Source organism: Ensifer sesbaniae (genome assembly GCF_013283665.1).
Taxonomy (GTDB): Bacteria; Pseudomonadota; Alphaproteobacteria; order Rhizobiales; family Rhizobiaceae; genus Ensifer; species Ensifer sesbaniae.
This window is the reverse complement of the sequence record NZ_JABEKU010000003.1, coordinates 66,371-88,269: the sequence shown is the minus strand read 5'-3', so window position 1 is coordinate 88,269 and position 21,899 is coordinate 66,371. Positions and strand designations below refer to the sequence as shown.

At 63.5% G+C, this 21,899-nt stretch carries 20 protein-coding genes; 11 read left to right on the top strand and 9 right to left on the bottom strand.

The window, feature by feature from the left end; translation table 11 throughout:
* Positions 1 to 38 precede the first annotated feature (38 nt).
* Positions 39 to 401 carry a nuclear transport factor 2 family protein gene (locus BHMPCIPO_RS29025; protein WP_173520296.1) on the top strand — a complete coding sequence of 121 codons (363 nt, stop codon included), beginning with the start codon at positions 39 to 41 and terminating at the stop codon, positions 399 to 401.
* 38 nt (positions 402 to 439) lie between these two features.
* On the opposite strand, the gene xylB is transcribed toward BHMPCIPO_RS29025, so the two are convergent.
* From xylB to BHMPCIPO_RS29000, 5 genes are all read right to left on the bottom strand, one after another.
* On the bottom strand, positions 440 to 1,894 hold the full coding sequence (gene xylB / locus BHMPCIPO_RS29020; RefSeq protein WP_173520295.1) for a xylulokinase: 1,455 nt from the start codon (positions 1,892 to 1,894) through the stop codon (positions 440 to 442).
* Positions 1,895 to 1,956: 62 nt separating this feature from the next.
* Entirely contained in the window at positions 1,957 to 2,994 is a 1,038-nt protein-coding gene (locus BHMPCIPO_RS29015; protein WP_173520294.1) for a LacI family DNA-binding transcriptional regulator, read from the bottom strand.
* A 145-nt stretch (positions 2,995 to 3,139) separates the two neighbouring features.
* Positions 3,140 to 3,298, bottom strand: a complete 159-nt coding sequence (locus tag BHMPCIPO_RS29010) for a hypothetical protein (protein WP_376741729.1) — start codon at positions 3,296 to 3,298, stop codon at positions 3,140 to 3,142.
* A 10-nt stretch (positions 3,299 to 3,308) separates the two neighbouring features.
* Positions 3,309 to 4,898 carry a DHA2 family efflux MFS transporter permease subunit gene (locus tag BHMPCIPO_RS29005; RefSeq protein WP_173520293.1) on the bottom strand — a complete coding sequence of 530 codons (1,590 nt, stop codon included), beginning with the start codon at positions 4,896 to 4,898 and terminating at the stop codon, positions 3,309 to 3,311.
* A 150-nt stretch (positions 4,899 to 5,048) separates the two neighbouring features.
* Entirely contained in the window at positions 5,049 to 6,257 is a 1,209-nt protein-coding gene (locus BHMPCIPO_RS29000) for an HlyD family secretion protein (RefSeq protein ID WP_173520292.1), read from the bottom strand.
* A gap of 209 nt (positions 6,258 to 6,466) precedes the next feature.
* Between BHMPCIPO_RS29000 and BHMPCIPO_RS28995 the strand changes: the two genes are divergently transcribed.
* From BHMPCIPO_RS28995 to BHMPCIPO_RS28985, 3 genes are all read left to right on the top strand, one after another.
* Entirely contained in the window at positions 6,467 to 7,114 is a 648-nt protein-coding gene (locus BHMPCIPO_RS28995; RefSeq protein ID WP_376741738.1) for a TetR/AcrR family transcriptional regulator, read from the top strand.
* Positions 7,115 to 7,225: 111 nt separating this feature from the next.
* The gene (locus tag BHMPCIPO_RS28990; protein ID WP_173520290.1) at positions 7,226 to 8,065 is read left to right on the top strand and encodes an AraC family transcriptional regulator; all 840 of its coding nucleotides are present in this window, start codon (positions 7,226 to 7,228) and stop codon (positions 8,063 to 8,065) included.
* Positions 8,066 to 8,279: 214 nt separating this feature from the next.
* The gene (locus tag BHMPCIPO_RS28985; protein WP_173520289.1) at positions 8,280 to 9,029 is read left to right on the top strand and encodes a TerC family protein; all 750 of its coding nucleotides are present in this window, start codon (positions 8,280 to 8,282) and stop codon (positions 9,027 to 9,029) included.
* Positions 9,030 to 9,295: 266 nt separating this feature from the next.
* Here BHMPCIPO_RS28985 and BHMPCIPO_RS28980 read toward each other — a convergent pair whose 3' ends face one another.
* Both BHMPCIPO_RS28980 and BHMPCIPO_RS28975 read right to left on the bottom strand, forming a co-directional pair.
* On the bottom strand, positions 9,296 to 9,676 hold the full coding sequence (locus BHMPCIPO_RS28980; protein ID WP_173520288.1) for a VOC family protein: 381 nt from the start codon (positions 9,674 to 9,676) through the stop codon (positions 9,296 to 9,298).
* Between the two features lie 224 nt (positions 9,677 to 9,900).
* A complete protein-coding gene (locus tag BHMPCIPO_RS28975; RefSeq protein WP_173520287.1) occupies positions 9,901 to 10,248 on the bottom strand; it encodes an ArsR/SmtB family transcription factor in 348 nt (115 codons plus the stop codon).
* Positions 10,249 to 10,503: 255 nt separating this feature from the next.
* Here BHMPCIPO_RS28975 and gltX point away from each other — a divergent pair, with 255 nt between their 5' ends.
* Together gltX and lysS are read left to right on the top strand one after the other, a co-directional pair.
* Entirely contained in the window at positions 10,504 to 11,961 is a 1,458-nt protein-coding gene (gene gltX / locus BHMPCIPO_RS28970) for a glutamate--tRNA ligase (protein WP_173520286.1), read from the top strand.
* Positions 11,962 to 11,971: 10 nt separating this feature from the next.
* Positions 11,972 to 13,468 carry a lysine--tRNA ligase gene (lysS, locus tag BHMPCIPO_RS28965; protein ID WP_173520285.1) on the top strand — a complete coding sequence of 499 codons (1,497 nt, stop codon included), beginning with the start codon at positions 11,972 to 11,974 and terminating at the stop codon, positions 13,466 to 13,468.
* Positions 13,469 to 13,563: 95 nt separating this feature from the next.
* On the opposite strand, the gene BHMPCIPO_RS28960 is transcribed toward lysS, so the two are convergent.
* Entirely contained in the window at positions 13,564 to 14,223 is a 660-nt protein-coding gene (locus BHMPCIPO_RS28960; protein ID WP_173520284.1) for a hypothetical protein, read from the bottom strand.
* Positions 14,224 to 14,421: 198 nt separating this feature from the next.
* On the bottom strand, positions 14,422 to 14,742 hold the full coding sequence (locus tag BHMPCIPO_RS28955; protein WP_173520283.1) for a hypothetical protein: 321 nt from the start codon (positions 14,740 to 14,742) through the stop codon (positions 14,422 to 14,424).
* Between the two features lie 209 nt (positions 14,743 to 14,951).
* Here BHMPCIPO_RS28955 and BHMPCIPO_RS28950 point away from each other — a divergent pair, with 209 nt between their 5' ends.
* The 5 genes from BHMPCIPO_RS28950 (at position 14,952) to BHMPCIPO_RS28930 (ending at position 21,670) form a co-directional block, all read left to right on the top strand.
* Complete coding sequence (locus BHMPCIPO_RS28950; protein WP_173520282.1) at positions 14,952 to 15,905, top strand: nucleoside hydrolase; 954 nt, start codon at positions 14,952 to 14,954, stop codon at positions 15,903 to 15,905.
* A gap of 88 nt (positions 15,906 to 15,993) precedes the next feature.
* Positions 15,994 to 17,004 carry a ligase-associated DNA damage response exonuclease gene (locus BHMPCIPO_RS28945; RefSeq protein ID WP_173520657.1) on the top strand — a complete coding sequence of 337 codons (1,011 nt, stop codon included), beginning with the start codon at positions 15,994 to 15,996 and terminating at the stop codon, positions 17,002 to 17,004.
* A gap of 3 nt (positions 17,005 to 17,007) precedes the next feature.
* A complete protein-coding gene (locus BHMPCIPO_RS28940; RefSeq protein WP_173520281.1) occupies positions 17,008 to 18,627 on the top strand; it encodes a cisplatin damage response ATP-dependent DNA ligase in 1,620 nt (539 codons plus the stop codon).
* An 82-nt stretch (positions 18,628 to 18,709) separates the two neighbouring features.
* A complete protein-coding gene (locus BHMPCIPO_RS28935) occupies positions 18,710 to 18,895 on the top strand; it encodes a DUF3008 family protein (RefSeq protein ID WP_173520280.1) in 186 nt (61 codons plus the stop codon).
* A gap of 135 nt (positions 18,896 to 19,030) precedes the next feature.
* Complete coding sequence (locus BHMPCIPO_RS28930; protein ID WP_173520279.1) at positions 19,031 to 21,670, top strand: bifunctional diguanylate cyclase/phosphodiesterase; 2,640 nt, start codon at positions 19,031 to 19,033, stop codon at positions 21,668 to 21,670.
* Positions 21,671 to 21,899 lie beyond the last annotated feature (229 nt).

Here is a 21,899-nt window from a genome sequence, read left to right as displayed (position 1 = left end):
CGGACAGCATCGAAACGCCGAAGGAAAGGAACACTTCGATGCACGACTTCAACGCCATCGCCGAAGGTTACATCGCCGCCTGGAACACGACGGATGCCGCAAGCCGCGCGCCCCTGGTCGAGAAGGCCTTCACCGCCGACGTTGCCTACCGCGACCCGATCATGCAGGGCGACGGCCACGCCGGCATCGATGCCCTGATTGCCGGCGTGCACGGACAGTTTCCCGGCTTCCGCTTCACGCTGAAGGGTGCGGCGGACGGTTATGCCGACACGCTCCGCTTCTCCTGGGCGCTCGGCCTGGACGGCGCTCCCTCGGTCATCGAAGGCACCGATGTCTGCCAGATCGAGAACGGCCGCCTGAAGGCGATCACCGGCTTCCTCGACAAGGTTCCGGCCCGCTGAGCGACCGGCACTGGAGCCGGACTTGCGGCGCAGCGCGGTCACGACGTGGTGCCCTTGATCGCCGGATAGAGCCGCCGGTAGCGCTGGTAGCTCTCCTCATAGGCCGAGACCAGCGACGCCTCGGGCGCGATGGTCTCGGCGGTGCGCGGGGCGTAGCAGGTCGCCACCGGATCCGCGCCCGTCGCGGCGATGAGGCCAAGGCGGGCGGCCCCGAAGGCGGCGCCGAAGTCGCCGTCATCAGGCAGATCGACCGGCAGATTGAGGGCGGTTGCTATCGATTTCAGCCAGTAGCGCGAGCGCGAACCGCCGCCGATCGCCATCACGCGCGAAAGCGTCGTGCCGGCGGCGCGAAGAGCTTCCAGACTGTCACGGATGGCAAAGGACACGCCTTCCATGACCGCCTGCGTCAGCGCCACGCGGCTGCTTTCATGGCCGAGCCCGACGAAGGCGCCGCGGATCGCCGCGTCGTTGTGCGGCGTGCGCTCGCCCGAAAGATAGGGAAGGAAGGTCACGCCCGAGGGGGCCTTGATGGTGTCGCCGAGTTCGCTGCTCAAGTCCGCAGCACTCTGCCCGGCAATACCGGAATACCAGTTGAGCGCGTCGGTCGCCGAGAGGATGACACCCATCTGGTGCCAGGTGTTCGGCAGGGCGTGGCAGAAGGCATGCACGGCGCTTTCCGGATTCGGCAGGTAACTCGCATTCGCCGCGAAGAGAACGCCCGAGGTCCCGAGCGACACGAAGGCGTTCCCCTCGCCGACCGTGCCCATGCCGCACGCAGACGCCGCATTGTCGCCGGCACCGCCGGCAACCACGACATCACCCGAGATGCCCCAGCGGGCCGCGAGCTCCGAACGCAGCTTCCCGGCCGGGTCGGTTCCCTCGACTAGGCTCGGCATCTGCTTTTCGTCCATGTTCGTGGCGGCAAGCAGGCTTTCCGACCAGCGCCGCTTGCCGGTATCGAGCCAGGAGGTGCCGGCCGAGTCCGACATTTCCGACATGTGCTCGCCGGTCAGCCACAGGCGCAAATAGTCCTTCGGCAGCAGCACCCAGCGCACCTTGGCGAAGATTTCGGGCTCGTTGGCCCGCACCCAGGCGAGCTTCGGCGCGGTGAAGCCGGGGAAGACGATATTGCCGGTGATCGCGCGGAACTGCGGATCGGCATCGAGTGCCGCCGCCTCGCGGAAGCTGCGGGTGTCGTTCCAGAGAATGCAGGGCCGGAGCACCCGGTCGTCGGCATCGAGCAGCGTCGCGCCGTGCATCTGGCCGGAAAGGCCGATGCCGCTGACCGCCGCAAGCTCCGCCGAGTGCGCCGCCTTCAGCCCGGCGATCGCCTCTTCGGCCGCGCGCACCCAGTCCGCCGGATCCTGTTCCGACCAGCCAGGATGCGGGCGCGAGACGTCGAGCGCGCCCGAGGCCGAACCGACGATGCGCTGGTCGCCATCGATGAGCATTGCCTTGACGCCCGAGGTGCCGAGATCCAGTCCGAGATACATGCTTGCCTCCATTCGGCAATTCCAAACCGGCTTCCCGTCTGGAACTGCGTCGTTCCAAATCGTTACGCCGGTTCGACCGGCAGGTTGTCCTTCAGGAAAATCTCGATGCGGATGCGCTCCTGTGCTCCGATCACGGCGAGACCATCGGCGCGGGCCTTGAGCACGCGGATGGCGCTGCGCACCTCATGACCGGCATCCTGGTTCAACAGCGCGTCCAAGGTGCCGGACGAGAGTGCCCGGCGGCTATGCGGCGTGAGTTCATGCGCGATGGCGCAAACATCCGTCTGACGCCCGGCCTTTTCGAGTGCCGTGATCAAGCCGCGATTGCCGGCGCCGAGACTGTAGATGCCGGCGAGGTCTGCATGATCGACGACGAGCTTCGAGACGAGTTGCTCGACCTCGGCGGGATCGTCATGGCCCTCGACGACCGGCAGCAGCCGGCGGCCGGGCGCGCTTTCGGCCATCGCTGCGCGGAAGCCTTCGAGGCGATCGCGATGGTCGCGCACCAGCATCGAGCCGGCGACGATCGCGACCGGCCCTTCGCGACCGCCGAGGAAGCGCCCCATCAAGCTGCCTGCGGTCCGGCCGGCGGCGATGTTGTCGACGCCGGCAAAGTGATCCCGCGACGATCCCGGCAGATCGGAAACCAGCGTCACCACGGCGATGCCGTCTTCACGAAGCCGATCGACAGCCGCAACGACCTCGGGCGCATCGATCGCAACCACGGCGACGCCGGCCGGGCCGAGAGTCCGCGCCTTTTCCAGCGCCGCGGCAAGGGCCGCCGCATCAAAGGCCGGCACGGAGAGCACGGTGATTGCCGTGCGCTCGACTGCCGAGCGCGCCCTTGCCGCCTCCACCTCGGCGGCGAGGCCGCGCATGAAGGTGTTGTCGCCCTCGGGCAGGACGAAGACCAGCGGGTAGCTGCGGCTCTTGGCGAGATTGGCGGCGGCGACGTCGCGCACATAGCCGAGCGTCGCAATGGCACGCTCGACCTTGTCGCGGGTGACACCACGCACGCCGGGACGGTTGTTCAAAACCCGATCGACGGTCGCGAGGCTGACCCCCGCTTCGGCAGCGATATCGTGAACTGTCGGGCGCATGTTTTCCTCCGGGCTCTGCCTTTAGAGGATTTTTTGATGTACGTAAATCAAGAATCTGCATAACGCGGAAAACAGAGCTCCGCGTCGCGTCCAGAGCCAGCGGATTACCCGCATTAACTGTTTGATTTTGATTGTATTTCCTGGACTATCCGAAGCGCTTGCCGAAGACCGCGGTAAAGGCGACCTCGCCAGCCTCTGCAAGCACCACATCCATGAAGCCGTCCGTGACACGCACGATCGCAAAGCCGCCCATATAGGCCGCCTTCGGCTTGGTGATGTCGAGCCCGTTCTGTCGGTCGATCATTGCCGCCGTTCTAATGGCCGCCGCCGCTGGGGCCGACGCCCTTCGGCTTGCTGATCATCATCACGCCGAGGATCAGCGACAGGAACAGCACCGTCAAAAGCACGAAAATATCGCTGAAGGACAGGATGACCGCCTGCTTCTGCGCCATGGCGGCAAGCTGCTTGATCGCGATCGTCGCGCCGTCGAGGCCGTGCGCATTGAAGCTGGCGGCCAGGTTTCCGAACCGCTCCATCGCTTCCGGATTGCCCCACTGCACGTGCTCGGCAAGGCGCGCATAGTGGAAATCCTGGCGCTGGGTCAGGATCGTGTTGATGATCGCAAGCCCCACTGCGCCGCCGAGGTTTCGCGTCAGGTTGAAAAGGCCAGAGGCGCCACGCATGCGCGCCGGCGGCATGGTGCCGAGCGCGATGTTGTTGATCGGCACCATGCAGAGCATCAGCCCGACGCCGCGCAGGATCTGCGGAATGAACAGCTCGTAGAAATCCCAGTCGGCCGTCAGGTGGCCCATGATCCAGGTGCCGCCGGCAAAGCTGGTGAACCCGATCGTCATCAGCACGCGCGGATCGAGCTTGCCCGAGAGTATGCCGGCGACCGGCGCCGTGAAGAACATCGCAAGGCCGGAGACGAACATCGTCTCGCCGATCATCAGCGAATCGTATCCACGGATGCGTCCGAGATAGAGCGGATAGAGATAGGTGAGGCCGTAGAGACCGATGCCCATCACGAAGGAGAACATCGAGCCGAAGGCGAAGTTGCGGTTGGCAAAAGCCCTGAGGTCGACGACCGGGAATTCGACCTTGAAGGCGCGATAGAAGAACACGATCGCCGCCAGCACGGTCGCGACCGCGCCCATGACGATGTGGTCGTCATTGAACCAGTCGTTGGCATTGCCTTCCTCCAGCACGTATTCTAGCGAGCCGAGGAAGATCGCCATCGACGCCAGGCCCCACCAATCGAATTTCTTCATCAGGCCGAGTTCCGGCTTGTCGAAGTCGATGAAGCTCCAAGTGAGCGTCGCGACGATGATGCCGGGGATGACGTTGACGAGGAACAGCCAGTGCCAGGAGAAGGCATGGCTGAGGTAGCCGCCGACCGTCGGGCCGATCGTCGGCGCCAGCGTCGCGATCAGGCCGATGATCGGCGAGACGACGTTGCGTTTCGACGGTGGGAAGATGGTGAAGGCGGCTGCAAAGACGGACGGGATCATGCCGCCGCCGATGAAGCCCTGGATGGCGCGATAGACGATCATCTGATCGATGTTGGTCGCGGTTGCCGCAAGCGCGCTCGCCGCGGTGAAGCCCGCGGCCGATACCGAGAACAGGACGCGCGTCGAGACGATGCGCGCCAGCGTTCCCGACAGCGGGATCATGATGACTTCAGCGATGAGATAGGAGGTCTGCACCCAGCCGATCTCGTCCGAGCCGGCCGAGAGGCCTGCCTGGATTTCGGCGAGCGAAGCCGAGACGATCTGAATGTCGAGGATCGCCATGAACATGCCGACGACCATGGCGAAGAAGGCGATCAGCCTCTTCGGGTCCATATGTTCCTCGACCTTCGGTGCGGCGGCCGCCACCGAAGCTGCTGTTGCCGTTGCGGCCATCTCAGCCACTCCTTGCATGGGCGCCGTTGGCGCCAGCGTTCTGGACATGCGCGTTTCGCCGCGCCGGCGTTCCGGACTTGAACGCGCTCCATGGCGCGCTGGGGTCTCGACAGTAAGGCGCGCCCAGGAGCGCGCCGGCATTTCGTCCGCTTACTTGGTGGCGGCGACCTTCGTCGCATCCGGCGCCGTGCGCGTGTCGACATCGACGACGACGCTCAAGCCCGCACGCAGGTGACCTTCGGCCAGCACGTCGGCCGGCAGGGTGATGCGCACCGGCACGCGCTGGATCACCTTGGTGAAGTTGCCGGTGGCGTTTTCCGCCGGCAGCAACGAGAAGACCGAACCGGAGGCCGGCGAGATCGAGGCAACCGTGCCTTCGATCGCATGGTCCTCATAGGCGTCGACGTGGACCTTGACCTTGGAGCCCGGCACCAGATGGGCGATCTGGGTCTCCTTGAAGTTGGCGTCGATATAGAGCTGGTCGACCGGAACGAGGGCAGCGAGCCGCTGGCCGGCAGAAACGAGGTCGCCGACCTGAACCGCGACGTTGCCGACGACGCCGTCATAGGGCGCCTTCAGCACCGTGAAGCCGAGGTCGCGATTGGCCTTGTCGCGCGCAAGCTCAAGCGAACGGATCTCGCTTTCCGCTTCCGTGCGCTGCGCTTCGAGGACGGTGATGCTTGCCTTGGCGGCCGCGATGTTGGCATCGGCGCCCGCAAGGTTTGCCCTCGCCTGATCGAGCGCGACGTCTGCGTTGTCAAGCGAGGCGACGGTGCCGACGGCCTTGGACTGGAGGTCGCTCGCGCGCTTCTGCGCGAGCTCGGCGCCACGCACCGTCGCTTCCAGAGCCTTTTTCTGCGCTTCGGTCTGGGCAAGGCTCGCCTTCGCGCCGGCAATCTGCGCATCGAAACGGCTGAGTGCCAACTTCTGGGTGGCAATTTTTGCCTCGGCCTGCTCGGCCGCGATGCGGTAATCGCCATCGTCAAGGGTGACGAGCGGATCGCCGGCCTTCACCTTCTGGTTCGCGACGGCGTCGACCTTGGCGACGTAACCCGAGACCTTGGGCGAGATCGTCGCGATGTCGCCTTCGATATAGGCATCATCGGTCGAGACCATGAAGCGGCCATTGGTCCACCAGTCGTAGCCGAACCACGCGCCGGCGGCCAGAAGTGCCAAACCGAGCACGGGGAGGATGGGCTTGCGCGCCTTCTTCGGCGGCTGCACCGCTTCTGCAGGAGCCTGGACAGCGGTCTGCTCCGCGGCAGGCGTCTTTGCCTCAAGCGCGGTTTCCTGCTGCACTTCGAAATTCTCGTCGACGGGACGGACGCGAGCAACGCTGGATGTGTTGGATGCGGACATTGGGCACCGGCCTGGTTAAAGATTACTGAACGAACTGAACCGTTCGGTTCGATCCGAACTTGACATAAGCCCTTTCTGGTCGCATATCAAGAGGAAATCGAACCACGCGGTTCGATGGGTGAAAATCAATGCGAGCAGGACGGAAACAAGCGACCATCATGAGTACGGCGAAGACCGGGAAACGGGACATCGTGCAGCCGGCAGCCGGCATGGAAGAAGATCTCTGTCCGGGTGGCGGTCGCCACGCCGCCGGTGAGGACCCGGTCAAGCGCGAGCAGATCCTCGAAGGTGCAAGGCGTGCCTTCCTGAGCCACGGCTTCGACGCCGCCAGCATGAACGACATCACTCGCGAGGCTGGCGTCTCGAAGGGCACCCTCTACGTCTATTTCGAGAACAAGGAAGACCTTTTCAAGGCGCTGATCATCAAGGGCAAGACCCGGGTGGTCCAGACGGCCAAGCACGCGCTCAATGATCATGACGACGTCGAGGAATCGCTCTACGATTTCGGCGTGACGCTGACGACCAGCATGACGGCCGAGGAAACGATCCGCTCCATGCGCATGGTGATCGGCGTGATCGACCGGATGCCGCACCTGGCCGAGCGCTTCTTCAGCGAGGCACCGGAAAACGGCTACACGGTGCTCAAGGCCTATCTCGACCGGCAGGTTCCCGCCGGCACGCTCAATATCGACAACACCGAGATGGCTGCCCGCCAGTTCATCGAAATGGCGCAGGCCGGCCTCTTCAAGCACCGTCTGTTCGGCGGCATGTGTTCTGCACCGCCCAAGGAACAGATCGAGGCTACGGTCACCGCCGCCGTCCGCGTCTTCATGGCCGCCTACGGACCGAAGAAATAGAGCGGCCGACGCCGAACTCTTGGCGGCCGCCGGGCGTTACAATCCAGCAATTGCGATCAAGCGCGCCTTGAGGCAACACCCTATCACCAGGGCGTTGCCAAGGGAGTGATGATGAGTGCCATCGGACGGGCGGTCTGGTTCATCGAGAGCCATTTCGCAAAGGACATATCGCTGGATGAAATCGCCGGGGCCGCAGGCCTCTCGCGCTTCCATCTGTCGCGCGTTTTCGGGCTGGTCACCGGCCGCTCGATCAGCGCCTATATTCGCGGCCGACGGCTGACCGATGCCGCCTACGCCCTGGCCGATGGCTCCCTCAGCATTCTTTCGGTGGCCCTCGAAGCGGGCTACAACTCGCACGAGGCCTTCACCCGCGCCTTTCGCGACCAGTTCGGCGTGACGCCCGAGACGGTCCGCAAGCAAAGGCACGTTCGAAACATCGAACTGATGGAGCCTATCAGGATGGACGACACCCGCCTTCTCAAGATCGACCCGCCACGCTTCGAAGACAGCCCGCCCCTGCTGTTGGCCGGATTGGCGGAAACCTATGCCTATGGCCGCACCGAGGGCATTCCGTCGCTCTGGCAGCGGTTCAACCGCCATTTCGGCAACATACCCGGCCAGAAGGGCGACATCGCCTATGGCGTGTGCAGCCAAAGCAATGGCGAAGCCGGAACCTTCCGTTACATGGCAGCCGCGGAAGTCAGCGAAGCCGACGAACTGCCCGATGGCTTTTCGACGCTGAAACTGCCGAAGCAGCGCTACGCTGTCTTCCTGCATCGCGGCCACATTTCCGCGATTGCCAAGACCGCGGACCACATCTTCGGCACCTGGCTGCCGGAGTCCGGCCTGCAGCATGGGGAGACGCCCGATCTCATCGAACGCTACGACGAGCGCTTCGACCCGCATTCGGGCATGGCCGCCGTCGAACTGTGGATTCCGATCAAATCGTAAACGGTAAAGCGCCGCCGCAAGAGGCCGGCGGCGCTTGTCACCTCCGCGATGTTACTTAAATACTGCGGCGATTCTTGCGCGACGACGCGCCACCTACAGCGCCGCGCGTATTTTCAGATGCGCAAAGGCCGCTGCAACACTTTGAAGCGCTGCATGTTTCCTTAAATCGGAGGGCGATTTAAGGAAACATGCAGCAAAAAAGGAAAGATCGCCGATGCAGGATATCCTGTTGCTTGCCCAAGACCCCGCCGCCTGGGTCGCCCTCGTTACTCTCGTCGTCATGGAGGTGGTTCTCGGCATCGACAACTTGATCTTCATCTCGATCCTCACCAACAAGCTGCCAATCGCCCATCGCGAGAAGGCCCGACGCGTCGGCATCGGTCTCGCGCTCGTCATGCGCCTCGCTCTCCTCGGCACCGTCGCCTGGATCGTCAAGCTGACGACGCCGGTCTTCGAGGCCTTCGGCCACGGCTTCTCCTGGAAGGACATGATCCTGATTGCCGGCGGCCTGTTCCTCGTCTGGAAGGCAACCAAGGAAATCCATCACAATGTCGATCCGAGCGATCACGGCGAAGATTTCATCGCCTCCTCGGCGATCAGCAGCTTCGGCGCCGCGATCGGCCAGATCCTGCTGCTCGACCTCGTCTTCTCCGTCGACAGCATCATCACCGCCGTCGGCATGACGCCGCACCTGCCGATCATGGTCATCGCCGTGATTGCCGCCGTGACCGTGATGCTCGTCGCCGCCAGTCCGCTGGCGAACTTCATCGAGAAGAACCCGACGATCGTCATGCTGGCGCTCGCCTTCCTGCTGATGATCGGCACGACGCTGATCGCCGAAGGCATGGGCCTGCATGTGCCGAAGGGCTACATCTACGCCGCCATGGCCTTCTCGGCGCTCGTCGAAATCCTCAACATGGTCGCTCGCAACGCACGGCTCAGGAAGGAAGGCAAGCTCGACTGAAGCCTGTCGCGCAAAAGTGCGCCGCGGCTTGCGATAACAGGCGAAAGATCAGGAAAATCACGCCCTCCATCACAGGTGAAGGGCGTGATACTGCGGGAGATCACGAAAACGCGGAGCCGAACCGACCGGCCGTCGACCGCGAGCCCTCAGCGAAAAACAGGATCATTCCTCCTCTCTCGCTGAGTCATGCCGGCGGCCCGGCCCCACGCCTTCTGGTTGGAGAACGCCTCGCCACAGGAAACGTTCCGCCGGCCTTCCGGTCTCGTTCAGAGGTCCGCGCGGTGGCCGACCTCGACCAGAATGTTGCCGGGAATGACCGCGTAGAAGACATAGGCGCCATGCCGGTCCTGCGGCGCCATCACCTGGACGCCGGCTCCGTGCACCCGCCGATAGGCGTCGTCGACCTCGGTCCGCGCCGGCAGCAGGAAGCCGATATGGTAGGTCTGGGCGCCGAGCTTTACCTGGTCGCCGCCGCCGAGCGCCTCGATCGGCGGGCTGACGACGAGCACCAGGCCGGCCCCGTCGGTCAGACGATAGAAGGCGTCCTTGCCGCGCTTTTCGACCAGCGTCAGGTCGAAATGGTCGATGAGGAATGAAGCCGTTTCGGCGACGACGGGGCTATAGAGATCGATATGATTCAGTCGCATGTTCACAGTCTCCGTGTTCGAGAAACGCGGCGGACTGCGTCGATGTGCACACCCCGCCGCGGACCGATGCGATTGCATCGGAACCACGTCGTGGGTTCGAACGGGACGTTCGAGCAGAGCTTCGTTGGAAAACCGAAGGGACCGGGCTTACCATATCCGGTCCTGCCTTTTTCGACGCGTTCTGCTTACCGCAGAACGGCCGGGGACGGAAGAGGCGACGGCGATCAGTTCTTTCCGGCGTCCGGGTCGATGCGCTGCAGTTCCTGCAGATAGGCGTCGAGACGGTCGAATTTCTGCTCCCAGAAGCGGCGATAGCCGTCGAGCCAATTGTTGACGTCTTTCAGCGGCGCCGCCTCGAGCCGGCACGGGCGCCATTGCGCTTCGCGGCCGCGGCTGATCAGCCCGGCGCGCTCGAGGACCTTGAGATGCTTGGAGACCGCCGGCAGGCTCATTTCGAAGGGTTCCGCCAATTCGCCGACCGAGGCCTCTCCGAGGGCGAGGCGGGCGAGAATCGCCCTTCGCGTCGGGTCGGCCAGGGCTGAGAGCGTCGTCGACAAGCGATCTTCCGGCATATTCTAAAAAACCTTTCAGTTAAATAACCTTTTGGTTCATTATCGCTCGGGGCAGGCAGTGTCAACAAAAACCGGCGTGATCCGGTTTCCGTTGACATGATCGGCGTTCTATGGTCTCACGCGAGCCGACTGGAATAGCCTGCCGATACCGTTGTTGCGGCACCCTTGCGGGCCTTTCCTTCCCATAAAATGCGCGCCCGACGGCCGGATATCTTCTTCGGCAAGGGCGAAAAGCACGTCAGACGGGCAAAGACCATGGCAAATTCAGCAGTCCGGGTACGCATCGCACCCTCCCCCACCGGCGAGCCGCATGTCGGCACGGCCTATATCGCCCTGTTCAACTATCTCTTCGCGAAGAAGCATGGCGGCGAATTCATCCTGCGCATCGAAGACACCGATGCGACCCGCTCGACGCCGGAGTTCGAACAGAAGGTGCTGGACGCGCTGAAATGGTGCGGGCTCGAATGGTCGGAAGGTCCCGACATCGGTGGTCCCTATGGCCCCTACCGCCAGAGCGACCGCAAGGACATGTATCGTCCCTATGTCGAGAAGATCGTCGAGAACGGCCACGGCTTCCGCTGCTTCTGCACGCCGGAGCGGCTAGAGCAGATGCGCGAGAGCCAGCGCGCCGCCGGCAAACCGTCGAAGTATGACGGTCTGTGCCTCAACCTCTCCGCTGAGGAAGTGACGTCGCGCGTCGCCGCCGGCGAACCGCATGTCGTGCGCATGAAGATCCCGACCGAGGGCTCGTGCAAGTTCCACGACGGCGTCTATGGCGACGTCGAGATTCCGTGGGACGCCGTCGACATGCAGGTCCTGTTGAAGGCCGACGGCATGCCGACCTATCACATGGCGAACGTCGTCGACGACCACCTGATGAAGATCACCCACGTCGCCCGCGGCGAGGAGTGGCTGGCTTCGGTGCCGAAGCACATCCTGATCTACCAGTATCTCGGCCTCGAGCCGCCAAAGTTCATGCACCTGTCGCTGATGCGCAACGCCGACAAGTCGAAGCTGTCGAAGCGCAAGAACCCGACGTCGATCTCCTATTACACCGCGCTCGGCTACCTGCCGGAAGCGCTGATGAACTTCCTCGGCCTGTTCTTCATCCAGATCGCCGAGGGCGAGGAGCTGCTGACGATCGACGAGCTCGCGGCCAAGTTCGATCCGGAAAACCTCTCCAAGGCCGGTGCGATCTTCGACATCCAGAAGCTCGACTGGCTCAACGCCCGCTGGATCCGCGAAAAGCTCTCGGAAGAGGAGTTCGCCGCCCGCGTCTTTGCCTGGGCGTCCGAAAACGACCGCCTGAAGCAGGGCCTGAAGCTCAGCCAGTCGCGCATCTCGAAGTTCGGCGAACTGCCCGACCTCGCAAGCTTCCTGTTCAAGTCCGACCTCGGACTGCAGCCGGCAGCCTTTGCCGGCGTCAAGTCGACGCCCGAAGAACTGCTCGAAGTCCTGAACACCGTTCAGCCGGATCTCGAAAAGATCCTGGAATGGAACAAGGAGTCGATCGAAGCGGAACTGCGTGCGGTCGCCGAGCGCATGGGCAAGAAGCTGAAAGTCATCGTGGCGCCGCTGTTCGTTGCGGTTTCGGGCTCGCAGCGTTCGTTGCCGCTGTTCGACAGCATGGAAATCCTGGGCCGCGCCGTGGTACGTCAGCGCCTGAAGGTGGCGGCCCAGGTGGTCGCCTCCATGGTCGGCAGCGGAAAGTAAGGAGAGCACGATGAACGACAAGACCGAGACCACTGGCCTCTCCTCCGACGCAACGGAAGTTCGCGCACAGAAGCTGAACCTCCTGCGCGAGCAGATCGGCGACGTCTATCCGGCCCATTTCCACCGGACGATGACCAATGCCGAACTCACGGCGAAGTATGAGGGCCTGGAGCCGGACACCGAGACGCAGGATGTCGTGACCGTTGCCGGCCGCGTCTATTCCTCGCGCAACTCCGGCATGTTCATGGATATCCATGACGCCTCCGGCAAGATCCAGATCTTCAGCCACAAGGACGTGACGAGCGAGGAAGCCCGCGGCCTGCTGCCGATGATCGACATCGGCGACATCATCGGCGTCACCGGCGTCGTGCGCCGCACCAAGCGCGGCGAGCTGACGATCAACGCCCAGACGATCACCATGCTGACGAAGTCGCTGCTGCCGATGCCCGAGAAGTGGCACGGCCTCTCCGACATCGAGCTGCGCTACCGCAAGCGTCACCTCGACATCATGACCAACGAGGAATCGAAGCTGCGCTTCCAGCAACGCAGCAAGATCGTTTCCGGCATCCGCCGCTTCATGGAAAACGACGGCTTCATGGAAGTCGAGACGCCGATGCTGCATTCGGTCTATGGCGGCGCCACCGCCGAGCCGTTCAAGACGCATCACAACACGCTGAAGCTCGACATGTACCTGCGCATCGCGCCGGAACTGTATCTGAAGCGGACGCTGGTCTCGGGCCTCACCGACAAGGTGTTCGAGATCAACCGCAACTTCCGCAACGAAGGCGTCTCCACCCGGCACAATCCGGAATTCACCATGATGGAGTGCTATTGGGCCTATGCCGACTACGAGGACGTCATGGACCTCGTCGAACGCATGTTCTCCGAACTCGCCATGGCGATCCACGGCTCGACCGAATTCGCCTATGGCGACAAGCAGATCTCCTTCAAGGGCCCGTTCCGCCGCGTGCCGATGCCTGATGCCGTCAAGGAAGCGACCGGCATCGACTTCCTGGCGATGAAGACCGACGAAGAAGCCCGCGCTGCCGCCAAGGCTGCCGGCTTCGAGGTCGAGAAGGACTGGACCTGGGGCGAATGCCTGGCCTTCGTCTTCGAGGAGAAGGTCGAGCCGACGCTGATCCAGCCGGCCCACGTCACGCATTTCCCGAAGGACATCTCGCCCTTCGCCAAGGAAGTGCCGGGCGAGCCGCGCCTCGTCGAGCGATTCGAGACCTATTGCAACACCTGGGAACTCGGCAACGCCTTCTCGGAACTCAACGACCCGGAAGAGCAGCGCGCCCGCATGGTCGAGCAGCTCGAGCAGGCGCACGCCCGCGGCGAAAAGGCCAAGCAGCTCGACGACGAGTTCCTTGATGCCATCGACCAGGGCATGCCGCCGGCCGGCGGCCTTGGCATCGGCGTCGACCGCCTGATCATGCTGCTCACCAATGCGCCGTCGATCCGCGACGTCATCCTCTTCCCCGCGCGCCGCCACAAGGCCGACTGATCAAGGTCGCATTGCAATGAACACGAAGGCCCGCCGCGCACGCGTCGGGCCTTTCTGATTTTCAATGGAAACTATTACTGGCGGGCACCGCGGGCTCAATGCCCGGCGGGCGCCTCGGCTGTTTCAGCCGGTTCGGCCTCATGTTCGGCACCACCTGCGTCGGCGGTCTTGGCTTCGGTAGGGTCCGCCAACGGATCGATGCAAGGCGAATGGTCGTCCATCGCGGCCATCATCGTGTGGATATCGTCCATGGAGAGATCGACCGTCTTGCCGTGGAAGACGCCGGCAGAGTTGGCCGTGCCGGCGTTATAGGAAGCGCGGAAGGTTTCGCTCATGCCGGGCACGCTCTGCGGACCGGGAGCGAAGAGCACCTCCGCGCCGATTGCGGCTCCGCGGACCTGGGCCCGATCCTCTGGGCCGGCCGCATCGAGCACGACGACCTGATAGAGATCGGCCCGCTCGGCCCTCGCCAGCGCGCCGACCACACGCAGGGCCGTGCGCATGCGCGTCTCGCCGTCGGCGCGATCGGTCTTGACGTGCATGCGGATCCAGCGCTGGCCGTTGTGGCTGAGCTTGAGGGTCCGCAGCAGCGTGCATTCGAGGCCCGAGGTATTCGGCTTGGAAAGTCCCGCCATCAGGGCATCCCGGCTGACATAGACGGCGGCTCCGCCGGAGGCGGCCGAGACGCCGAAGGCGGCCGCGAGGATGACGAGCAGTCTCTTCGATGGCCGAAACTTGCCGAGGATAGCCTTCACAAGGGTGACTCCGCCGTCATATCCAGGAATTGCAGAAAAGCCCGAAGGGCCCGCCTCAACATAAGGCCCGCCACCTTTCGGAAAGTTTAAGCTGCTGCGGAGAAGGTCACGCGGCCGCGACCAGCGCGGCCACTGAAACAGCAAAGCAATGCGCAGGCGATTACCCGCCTGCGCATTGCTGTCGCCTGTTGGCGCTGCTCAATCGATCGCGATGTCCACGCGGTTGCGGCACTCGCGGTAGGGCGAGACGTGCACGGTTCCTGACGCATCCACCCACCGCCGGTTTTCAACACAGTAGGCCCCGGATTTCGTCAGGATCACCCTGGGACGGCGACGGTTGTAGTTGTCGTTGCCATGCGTGAAGGAGCCGATGCCAGGATACCAATCGCTGCTGTCGGAAGAGCTGTGCCCGCCACCGCCGCCGCGGCCCTTGCCGCCGGCGCTTTGGGCAAAGGAGGGAGCGGCAAACGAAGTGGCCGCGGTGATGACGATCATCGAAACGAGTACCAGCTTATGCATGACAATGACCTCCGGTTGACACTGGATGAGCAGTTCCCATCCATGTGAAGGAGCTTGCCATGTCCGCCCGGGCAGCGATGTTCCCACGGAAACGCACCGGGAAGGCGCTCCGTCTCGGCCCAAGCGGCCGGGGAGGGAGATTGACTTTCGCGGCCATCTTGCCTCCATTGCGGGCCGTCAAACACAAGAACAAGAAAAGAAGAACGAAAATGCACAAAGTCATATTCGATACGGACCCCGGCATCGACGATGCGATGGCACTGCTCTTCCTGCATCGGCATCCGGCCATCGACCTGATCGGCATCACCACCGTCTTCGGCAACGCCTCGGTCGAAACCACCACGCGCAACGCCCTGTTCCTGAAGCAGCGCTGGGGCATCGACGCACCGGTCGCCAAGGGCCTCGACAAGACCTTCAACCCCGACCGCCCGCATGTCGGCTGGCCGACCTTCATCCACGGCGACGACGGCCTCGGCAACATCGACGTCCCCGAGACGGTCGATCTGCCGATCGACCCGCGTCCGGCGCATCGCTTCATCATCGATACGGTTCGCGCCCATCCGGGCCAAGTGACGCTGATTGCGGTCGGCCGCATGACTAACCTGGCGCTGGCGCTGCGCGAGGATCCGGATTTTGCCGCGCTCGTGCGCGAAGTCGTCATCATGGGTGGCGCCTTCGACGTCAACGGCAACATCACCCCGGCGGCCGAAGCCAACATTCACGGCGACCCGGAAGCCGCTGACGTCGTGATGACGGCCCCGTGGCCAGTCACCGTCGTCGGTCTCGACGTCACCACCAAGACGGTGATGACCAAGGCGATGATCGCCGACATTGCCGAGCAGGGCGGCGAAGCCGGCAAACTGCTCGCCGACATCTCGCAGTTCTACGTCACCTTCTACGAGCAGCACGTGCCCGACGGCATGGTCGTGCATGACAGCTGCGCCTGCGGCTATGTCGTGGCACCCGAGCTCTTCACCGTCAGAAGCGGATCGATCCGCGTCGTCTGCGGCGGCATTGCCGACGGTCAGACGATCCAGCGGCCCGACAACAAGCTCTTCCCGCCGAGCCCCTGGGACGATCTGCCGAGCCAGAAGGCCTGCATCGACATCGATGCCGCCCGTACGCTGAAGCTGATCAGCGACACGCTCGTCCTGAACGGCTGAACCTGATCGAGGCGCGGCCGATGTTGTGCCTTGAAAAACTTGAACAAGATGGCTGGCGGACACGCCTTCGCCGGCTATCTTTATGTCCATGAAACCGGACGCCCTGCTCTATCCCGCCCCCAAGGGTCTCTATTGCCAGATCGGCGACTTCTACATCGACCCGGTGCAGCCGGTCGAAAGGGCGCTCATTACCCATGGCCATTCCGACCATGCCCGCGCCGGCCACGGCCAGGTGCTCGCCACCCGCGAAACCCTCGACATCATGCGCATTCGCTATGGCGAAGGCTTCTGCGGTACGACCCAGGCGGTCGAACTCGGGGAAAGGCTGACACTGAACGGTGTCGAAGTGGGCTTCCATCCCGCCGGCCACGTGCTCGGCTCGGCACAGATCTCCGTCCGCGCCAACGGCACGCGCATCGTCGTCTCCGGCGACTACAAGCGGCGGCGGGATCCGACCTGTGCCGGTTTTGAACCGGTCGCCTGCGACGTCTTCATCACCGAAGCGACCTTCGGTCTGCCGGTCTTCCACCACCCGGACGACCGGGCCGAAACCCGCAAGCTGCTGACGTCGCTTGCGCAATTTCCCGAACGGACCCACGTCGTCGGCGCCTATGCGCTCGGCAAGGCACAGCGCGTCATCGCGCTCCTGCGCGAAGCGGGCTACCACGAGCCGATCTTCATCCACGGCGCCCTGCAGCGGCTCTGCGACTACTACCAGAGCCAGGGCATCGACCTCGGCGAACTGCGTCCGGCAACGCTCGCCGCAGACGAAAAGCAGGACTTCAGGGGTACGGTCGTGGTCGGCCCGCCCGCCGCCTTCGCCGACAGATGGTCGCGGCGCTTCGCCGATCCGATCGCCATCTTCGCGTCCGGCTGGATGCTGATCCGTCAAAGAGCAAAGCAGCGCGGCGTCGAACTGCCGCTCGTCATCTCCGACCATTGCGACTGGGCCGAGCTCACGGCAACGATCACCGAGATTGCACCGGGCGAAGTGTGGGTCACGCATGGGCGCGAGGAAGCGCTGGTGCGCTGGTGCGAGCTTCAGGGCATCGCCGCCCGTCCGCTGCACCTCGTCGGCTACGACGACGAGGGAGAGTGACGGATGCGTGCCTTTGCCGAGCTGCTCGACCGTCTCGTTTTGAGCCCGCAGCGCAACGCCAAGATTCGCCTGCTGGCCGATTACTTCCAGACCGCTCCGGATCCGAGCCGCGGCTACGCGCTTGCGGCCATCGCCGGCACGTTATCGCTGAACACCGTCAAGCCCGCGATGATCCGCGACCTGCTGCTCGAACGCATGGACGCCGTGCTGTTCCAGTATTCCTACGACTATGTCGGCGATCTGGCCGAAACGGTCTCGCTCGTCTGGGAGCCGCCCGCCGGCACCGTTGCATCTGATATTCCACTCGGTGAAGCCATCGAGCGCCTGCAGATGACCGGCCGTGCCGACGCGCGCAGCGTCGTGCGCGATATGCTCGACCACCTGGACACCTCGGCGCGCTTCGCCTTTCTCAAGCTGGTGACCGGCGGCCTGCGCATCGGCGTATCAGCCAAGCTCGCCAAGCAGGCGCTCGCCGAAATGGGCGGCAAGGATGTCGCCGAGATCGAGACGCTCTGGCACGGTTTGTCGCCGCCCTATCTGCCGCTCTTCGGCTGGCTTTCGGGCGAGGCCGAGAAACCTGCGCTTTCGACGCCTGCCGTCTTCCATTCGGTCATGCTTGCCAATCCCGTCGGCGAAGGCGATCTCGACGCGCTCGACCCCAGGGACTTCGCCGCCGAATGGAAGTGGGATGGGATCCGGGTGCAGCTTGCCAATATCGGCGGCGCGCGCCGGCTCTATTCCCGCAGCGGCGACGAGATCTCCGGCGCCTTTCCCGATGTGCTGGAAGCCGCGGACTTCACCGGCGTCATCGACGGCGAACTGCTCGTCGGCGGTACGACGCGCACCAATCGCGCAACCCGAAACTTCGCCGATCTGCAACAGCGCCTGAACCGCAAGACCGTCAGCCACAAGCTCCTCGAGGCCTATCCTGCCTTCATCCGCGCTTACGACATTCTCTTTTCAGCCGAAGACGACGTTCGCCCGCAAGGCTTCGTCGCAAGAAGGGCAATGCTTGCCGATCTGGTCGAACACGCCTCGCCGCAGCATTTCGACCTGTCGCCGCTGGTGCCGTTCTCGTCCTGGGACGAGCTTGATCGGCTGCGTGCCGACCCGCCCGATCCGGTCATCGAAGGCATCATGTTGAAGCGGCTCGATTCGCCCTATACGCCGGGCCGCGTCAAGGGTCCCTGGTTCAAGTGGAAGCGTGCGCCCTTCAACATCGACGCGGTGCTGATGTATGCGCAGCGCGGCCACGGCAAGCGCTCGAGCTACTACTCCGACTACACCTTCGGCGTCTGGACCACCGTCGACGGAAAGGAGGCGCTGGTACCGGTCGGCAAGGCCTATTTCGGCTTCACCGACGCCGAGCTGGAGGTTCTCGACCGTTTCGTCAGGGACAACACGACCGAGCGCTTCGGGCCGGTCCGGGCCGTGCGCGCCGAGCCCGATTTCGGTTTCGTCGTCGAAGTCGCCTTCGAGGGCATCAATCGTTCGACCCGGCACAAGTCCGGCGTGGCGATGCGTTTTCCGCGCATAGCCCGCCTTCGGCAGGACAAGCTGCCGCGCGACGCCGATCGCCTGGAGACGTTGCAGGCGATGATCGAAGCGCGCGAAGGCACGTAGGATCGCGGTCCATCCGGAAATCCGGGAACACCGACGATGGCCGCGCGTTGGGAGAGGGCTATCAACGGAAAGGTGGTGTTCCATGCCAGCCAAGTCGAAGGCTCAGCAGCAGGCAGCCGGTGCGGCCCTTGCCGCAAAGCGCGGAGAGATCAAGAAATCCAGCCTCAAGGGCGCGTCCCGCGGGATGGAAAAATCCATGAGCGAAAGCGAACTCAAGGAACTTGCCGAGACCAAGCGCAAGAAGCTGCCCGAGCGCAAGCGCGACTGAGTGCGTAACCTCGTATAAAAGAGCCGCCTAAAACAAGAATTGTTAAGACCCTTTTGGGATCATCCCGGTCGATACACAGCCATTCGCGTGCCACCGGGGTGATTTGTGCCTGCCAGACATGCTTTCAACCTCGGAATGAAGAGGCTCTTCAGAAATTTAGCGCCAAGTTACCTTCCGGCGGTCATAGCGGCTTTCGTGGTCCTGGTGGCCGGCATCCTCGCAGACAATCAGAACCAGGTGGTGGCTGAGGCGCGCCTGCGCGCTCGGATCGCCGAAGAGCTCAACCCCATCCGCGCCAAACTCGAGGCCAACGTCAACGGCAACATCCAGTTGGTGCGCGGATTGATCGGCACGCTCGTCACCGAGCCCGGCATGGATCAGAAACGCTTCGCTACGCTCTCGCGCAGCATCTTCACCGAACGCTCGCAACTGCGCAGCATCGCCGCCGCGCCGAACCTCATCGTCTCGCTCGTCTACCCGCTCGCAGGAAATGAGAAGGCGCTGGGGCTCGATTACCGCAGGAATGATGCACAACGCGCGGCCGTCATGCGGGTGAAGAACACCGGCCAGATGGTCCTTGCCGGCCCCGTTGACCTCGTCCAGGGCGGGCGAGGATTGATCGGTCGGTTCCCGGTATCGATCGACGCCGGCGGCAGCAGCAATCGCTTCTGGGGCATCGTCTCTGCCGTCATCGACATCGATCGCCTCTATCGTGACAGCGGACTCTTTTCGAAGCAGCCCGGCATAGATATCGCCATAGCCGGACGCGACGGAACAGGCGCAAAGGGACCGATCTTCTTCGGCGACCCGGCAATCTTCAAGCATTCGCCGGTCGAGATGACCGTGCTTTTGCCTGGGGGCTCCTGGCGCATTGCAGCCGTTCCCAAGAGCGGATGGCCGGCGACGGCCGGTAATGCCTGGTTCATCCGCGGATTGATCGTTCTCGGCGGCCTGATGATCATCCTGCCGATGGTACTGACCGGCCGCCTGATGAGCGAGCGGCAAGCCAACATTCGCGCGCTCAGGCACAGCAAGGCGCAACTGCAGGAACTTTCCCATCGCCTGAAAATCGCGCTGGACTCCTCGCAGATCGGCATTTGGGAACTCGACATCGTGAGCGGCAAGCTGCTTTGGGACGACCGGATGCGGGAACTCTACGGCTGCGTCGGTTCCACAAGCGAGACCTACGAGGACTGGAGGAGCGCGCTGCATTCCGACGATCTCCAGCGCGCCGAGGCCGAGTTCGCAGAAGCGCTCGAGACGGGCAACGCCTACAACTCGGAGTTCCGCATCTGTCTCGCCGACGGCAGTTTGCGACACATTCGCGCGATCGGCTCCGCCTATACCGGCGCAGATGGCATGAGGAAGGTCGTCGGGGTCAACTGGGACGTCACCGCCGACTTCGAGACCCGCGAGACCCTGTTCGAAGCCAAGCGGATGGCCGAGGCGCACAGCGTCGAACTCGAGGCGGCGCGTCATCGCATGGAATTCAATGCCCTGCACGATCCGCTGACCGGCCTGCCGAACCGCCGCTTCCTCGACCAGGTCCTGGCCGATCGCGACAGGCATTTCACGCCCGAGGCAAGGCTCAGCATCTTCCACATGGACCTCGACCGCTTCAAGCAGATCAACGATACGCTCGGCCACGCCGCCGGCGACGAGATCCTGCGCCACGCCGCCGAACTGCTGCGCGGCAATGCGGATGCAAAGGACTTCGTTGCCCGCATCGGCGGCGACGAATTCGTCATCGTTCGCCAGGATGGCGGGGCAGAACCGGACGCCACACTCGCTTCCCGCATCATCGAGGCGATGAGCGTGCCCGTTCGCTACAAGGACCAGGAGTGCCGCCTCGGCGTCAGCATCGGCATTGCTGCCCAGACAAAGGCAACGGATGACCTGTCGCACGTGCTGGTCAATGCCGACATTGCGCTCTACGAAGCCAAGCGCCGCGGCCGCAACCGGCACGAGACCTTCACAGGTGAGTTGAAGACAGCCGTTTTCAAGACGAAGCAGACGGCCGACGAGATCCTTCGCGGGCTGGAGCACAACGAGTTCATCGCGCATTTCCAACCGCAGTTCTGCCCGCGATCGCTCGACATCATCGGTGTCGAGGCACTGGCCCGCTGGGATCATCCGTCCAAGGGACTGCTCGGCCCTCACGCGTTCCTGAAGACGGCGGAAGACATCAACGTGGTCGCGTCGATCGACCAGGCAATCCTGGAACAGGCGCTGTTCCAGATCTACCGCTGGGAGGCCAACGGCATCCATATTCCCAAGGTCTCGGTCAATCTGTCCTATGCGCGTCTTCACGATGAAAACCTGATCGATCGTCTCGAACAATTGCAGATTCCGGCCGGCCGCCTGTCTTTCGAGCTGCTGGAATCCATCTCCTTCGACGAGAGCGACATGACGGTGCTGTCCAACATCCGTCGCATCAAGAAGCTCGGCATCGACATCGAGATCGACGATTTCGGCACGGGCTATGCCTCGATCCTGAGCCTTTTGAAATTGACCCCGCGGCGGTTGAAGATCGACCGCCAGCTCGTCCTGCCGATCCGCGAGTCGCCCACCGAAAAGCGGCTGGTCGAGTCGATCATCGATATCGGCACATCGCTTGGCATCGAAGTGATCGCCGAGGGCGTCGAGACGCTGGAACACGCCCATATCCTGAAGGAACTCGGCTGCCACGGGCTGCAGGGCTACGCCTTCGCGCGGCCGATGAACGCCAACGACCTTGCCACCTTCGCCTTCGAGCGTCGCTGGCGCGCGGCCTGAGAAGCACGCCCGCCCGTTGCAAAAACCACGATGCGTGCATTTTTCGCACGGGCAAGGCTTGGCAGCCTTGCCGCGAATCGCCATAAAAACAATTGCCTGCCTCCACTTCTTGGGATCGGCGGCATCATCTGCGGCAGTCGCTGATGCGACCGCCCTTTCGGGCCTCTAGAACGTCCCGCTGCAAGTGCAATCACTGAAGCGGAAAAGATGCTCTAGATTCAACATCCTG

What these genes read in the sequence shown, in the direction of transcription:
- BHMPCIPO_RS29025 (WP_173520296.1), top strand. Translation starts at nt 39, where the DNA reads ATGCACGACTTCAACGCCATCGCCGAAGGTTACATCGCCGCCTGGAAC.
- xylB (WP_173520295.1), bottom strand. Translation starts at nt 1,894, where the DNA reads ATGTATCTCGGACTGGATCTCGGCACCTCGGGCGTCAAGGCAATGCTC.
- BHMPCIPO_RS29015 (WP_173520294.1), bottom strand. Translation starts at nt 2,994, where the DNA reads ATGCGCCCGACAGTTCACGATATCGCTGCCGAAGCGGGGGTCAGCCTC.
- BHMPCIPO_RS29010 (WP_376741729.1), bottom strand. Translation starts at nt 3,298, where the DNA reads ATGATCGACCGACAGAACGGGCTCGACATCACCAAGCCGAAGGCGGCC.
- BHMPCIPO_RS29005 (WP_173520293.1), bottom strand. Translation starts at nt 4,898, where the DNA reads ATGGCCGCAACGGCAACAGCAGCTTCGGTGGCGGCCGCCGCACCGAAG.
- BHMPCIPO_RS29000 (WP_173520292.1), bottom strand. Translation starts at nt 6,257, where the DNA reads ATGTCCGCATCCAACACATCCAGCGTTGCTCGCGTCCGTCCCGTCGAC.
- BHMPCIPO_RS28995 (WP_376741738.1), top strand. Translation starts at nt 6,467, where the DNA reads ATGGAAGAAGATCTCTGTCCGGGTGGCGGTCGCCACGCCGCCGGTGAG.
- BHMPCIPO_RS28990 (WP_173520290.1), top strand. Translation starts at nt 7,226, where the DNA reads ATGAGTGCCATCGGACGGGCGGTCTGGTTCATCGAGAGCCATTTCGCA.
- BHMPCIPO_RS28985 (WP_173520289.1), top strand. Translation starts at nt 8,280, where the DNA reads ATGCAGGATATCCTGTTGCTTGCCCAAGACCCCGCCGCCTGGGTCGCC.
- BHMPCIPO_RS28980 (WP_173520288.1), bottom strand. Translation starts at nt 9,676, where the DNA reads ATGCGACTGAATCATATCGATCTCTATAGCCCCGTCGTCGCCGAAACG.
- BHMPCIPO_RS28975 (WP_173520287.1), bottom strand. Translation starts at nt 10,248, where the DNA reads ATGCCGGAAGATCGCTTGTCGACGACGCTCTCAGCCCTGGCCGACCCG.
- gltX (WP_173520286.1), top strand. Translation starts at nt 10,504, where the DNA reads ATGGCAAATTCAGCAGTCCGGGTACGCATCGCACCCTCCCCCACCGGC.
- lysS (WP_173520285.1), top strand. Translation starts at nt 11,972, where the DNA reads ATGAACGACAAGACCGAGACCACTGGCCTCTCCTCCGACGCAACGGAA.
- BHMPCIPO_RS28955 (WP_173520283.1), bottom strand. Translation starts at nt 14,742, where the DNA reads ATGCATAAGCTGGTACTCGTTTCGATGATCGTCATCACCGCGGCCACT.
- BHMPCIPO_RS28950 (WP_173520282.1), top strand. Translation starts at nt 14,952, where the DNA reads ATGCACAAAGTCATATTCGATACGGACCCCGGCATCGACGATGCGATG.
- BHMPCIPO_RS28945 (WP_173520657.1), top strand. Translation starts at nt 15,994, where the DNA reads ATGAAACCGGACGCCCTGCTCTATCCCGCCCCCAAGGGTCTCTATTGC.
- BHMPCIPO_RS28940 (WP_173520281.1), top strand. Translation starts at nt 17,008, where the DNA reads ATGCGTGCCTTTGCCGAGCTGCTCGACCGTCTCGTTTTGAGCCCGCAG.
- BHMPCIPO_RS28935 (WP_173520280.1), top strand. Translation starts at nt 18,710, where the DNA reads ATGCCAGCCAAGTCGAAGGCTCAGCAGCAGGCAGCCGGTGCGGCCCTT.
- BHMPCIPO_RS28930 (WP_173520279.1), top strand. Translation starts at nt 19,031, where the DNA reads ATGAAGAGGCTCTTCAGAAATTTAGCGCCAAGTTACCTTCCGGCGGTC.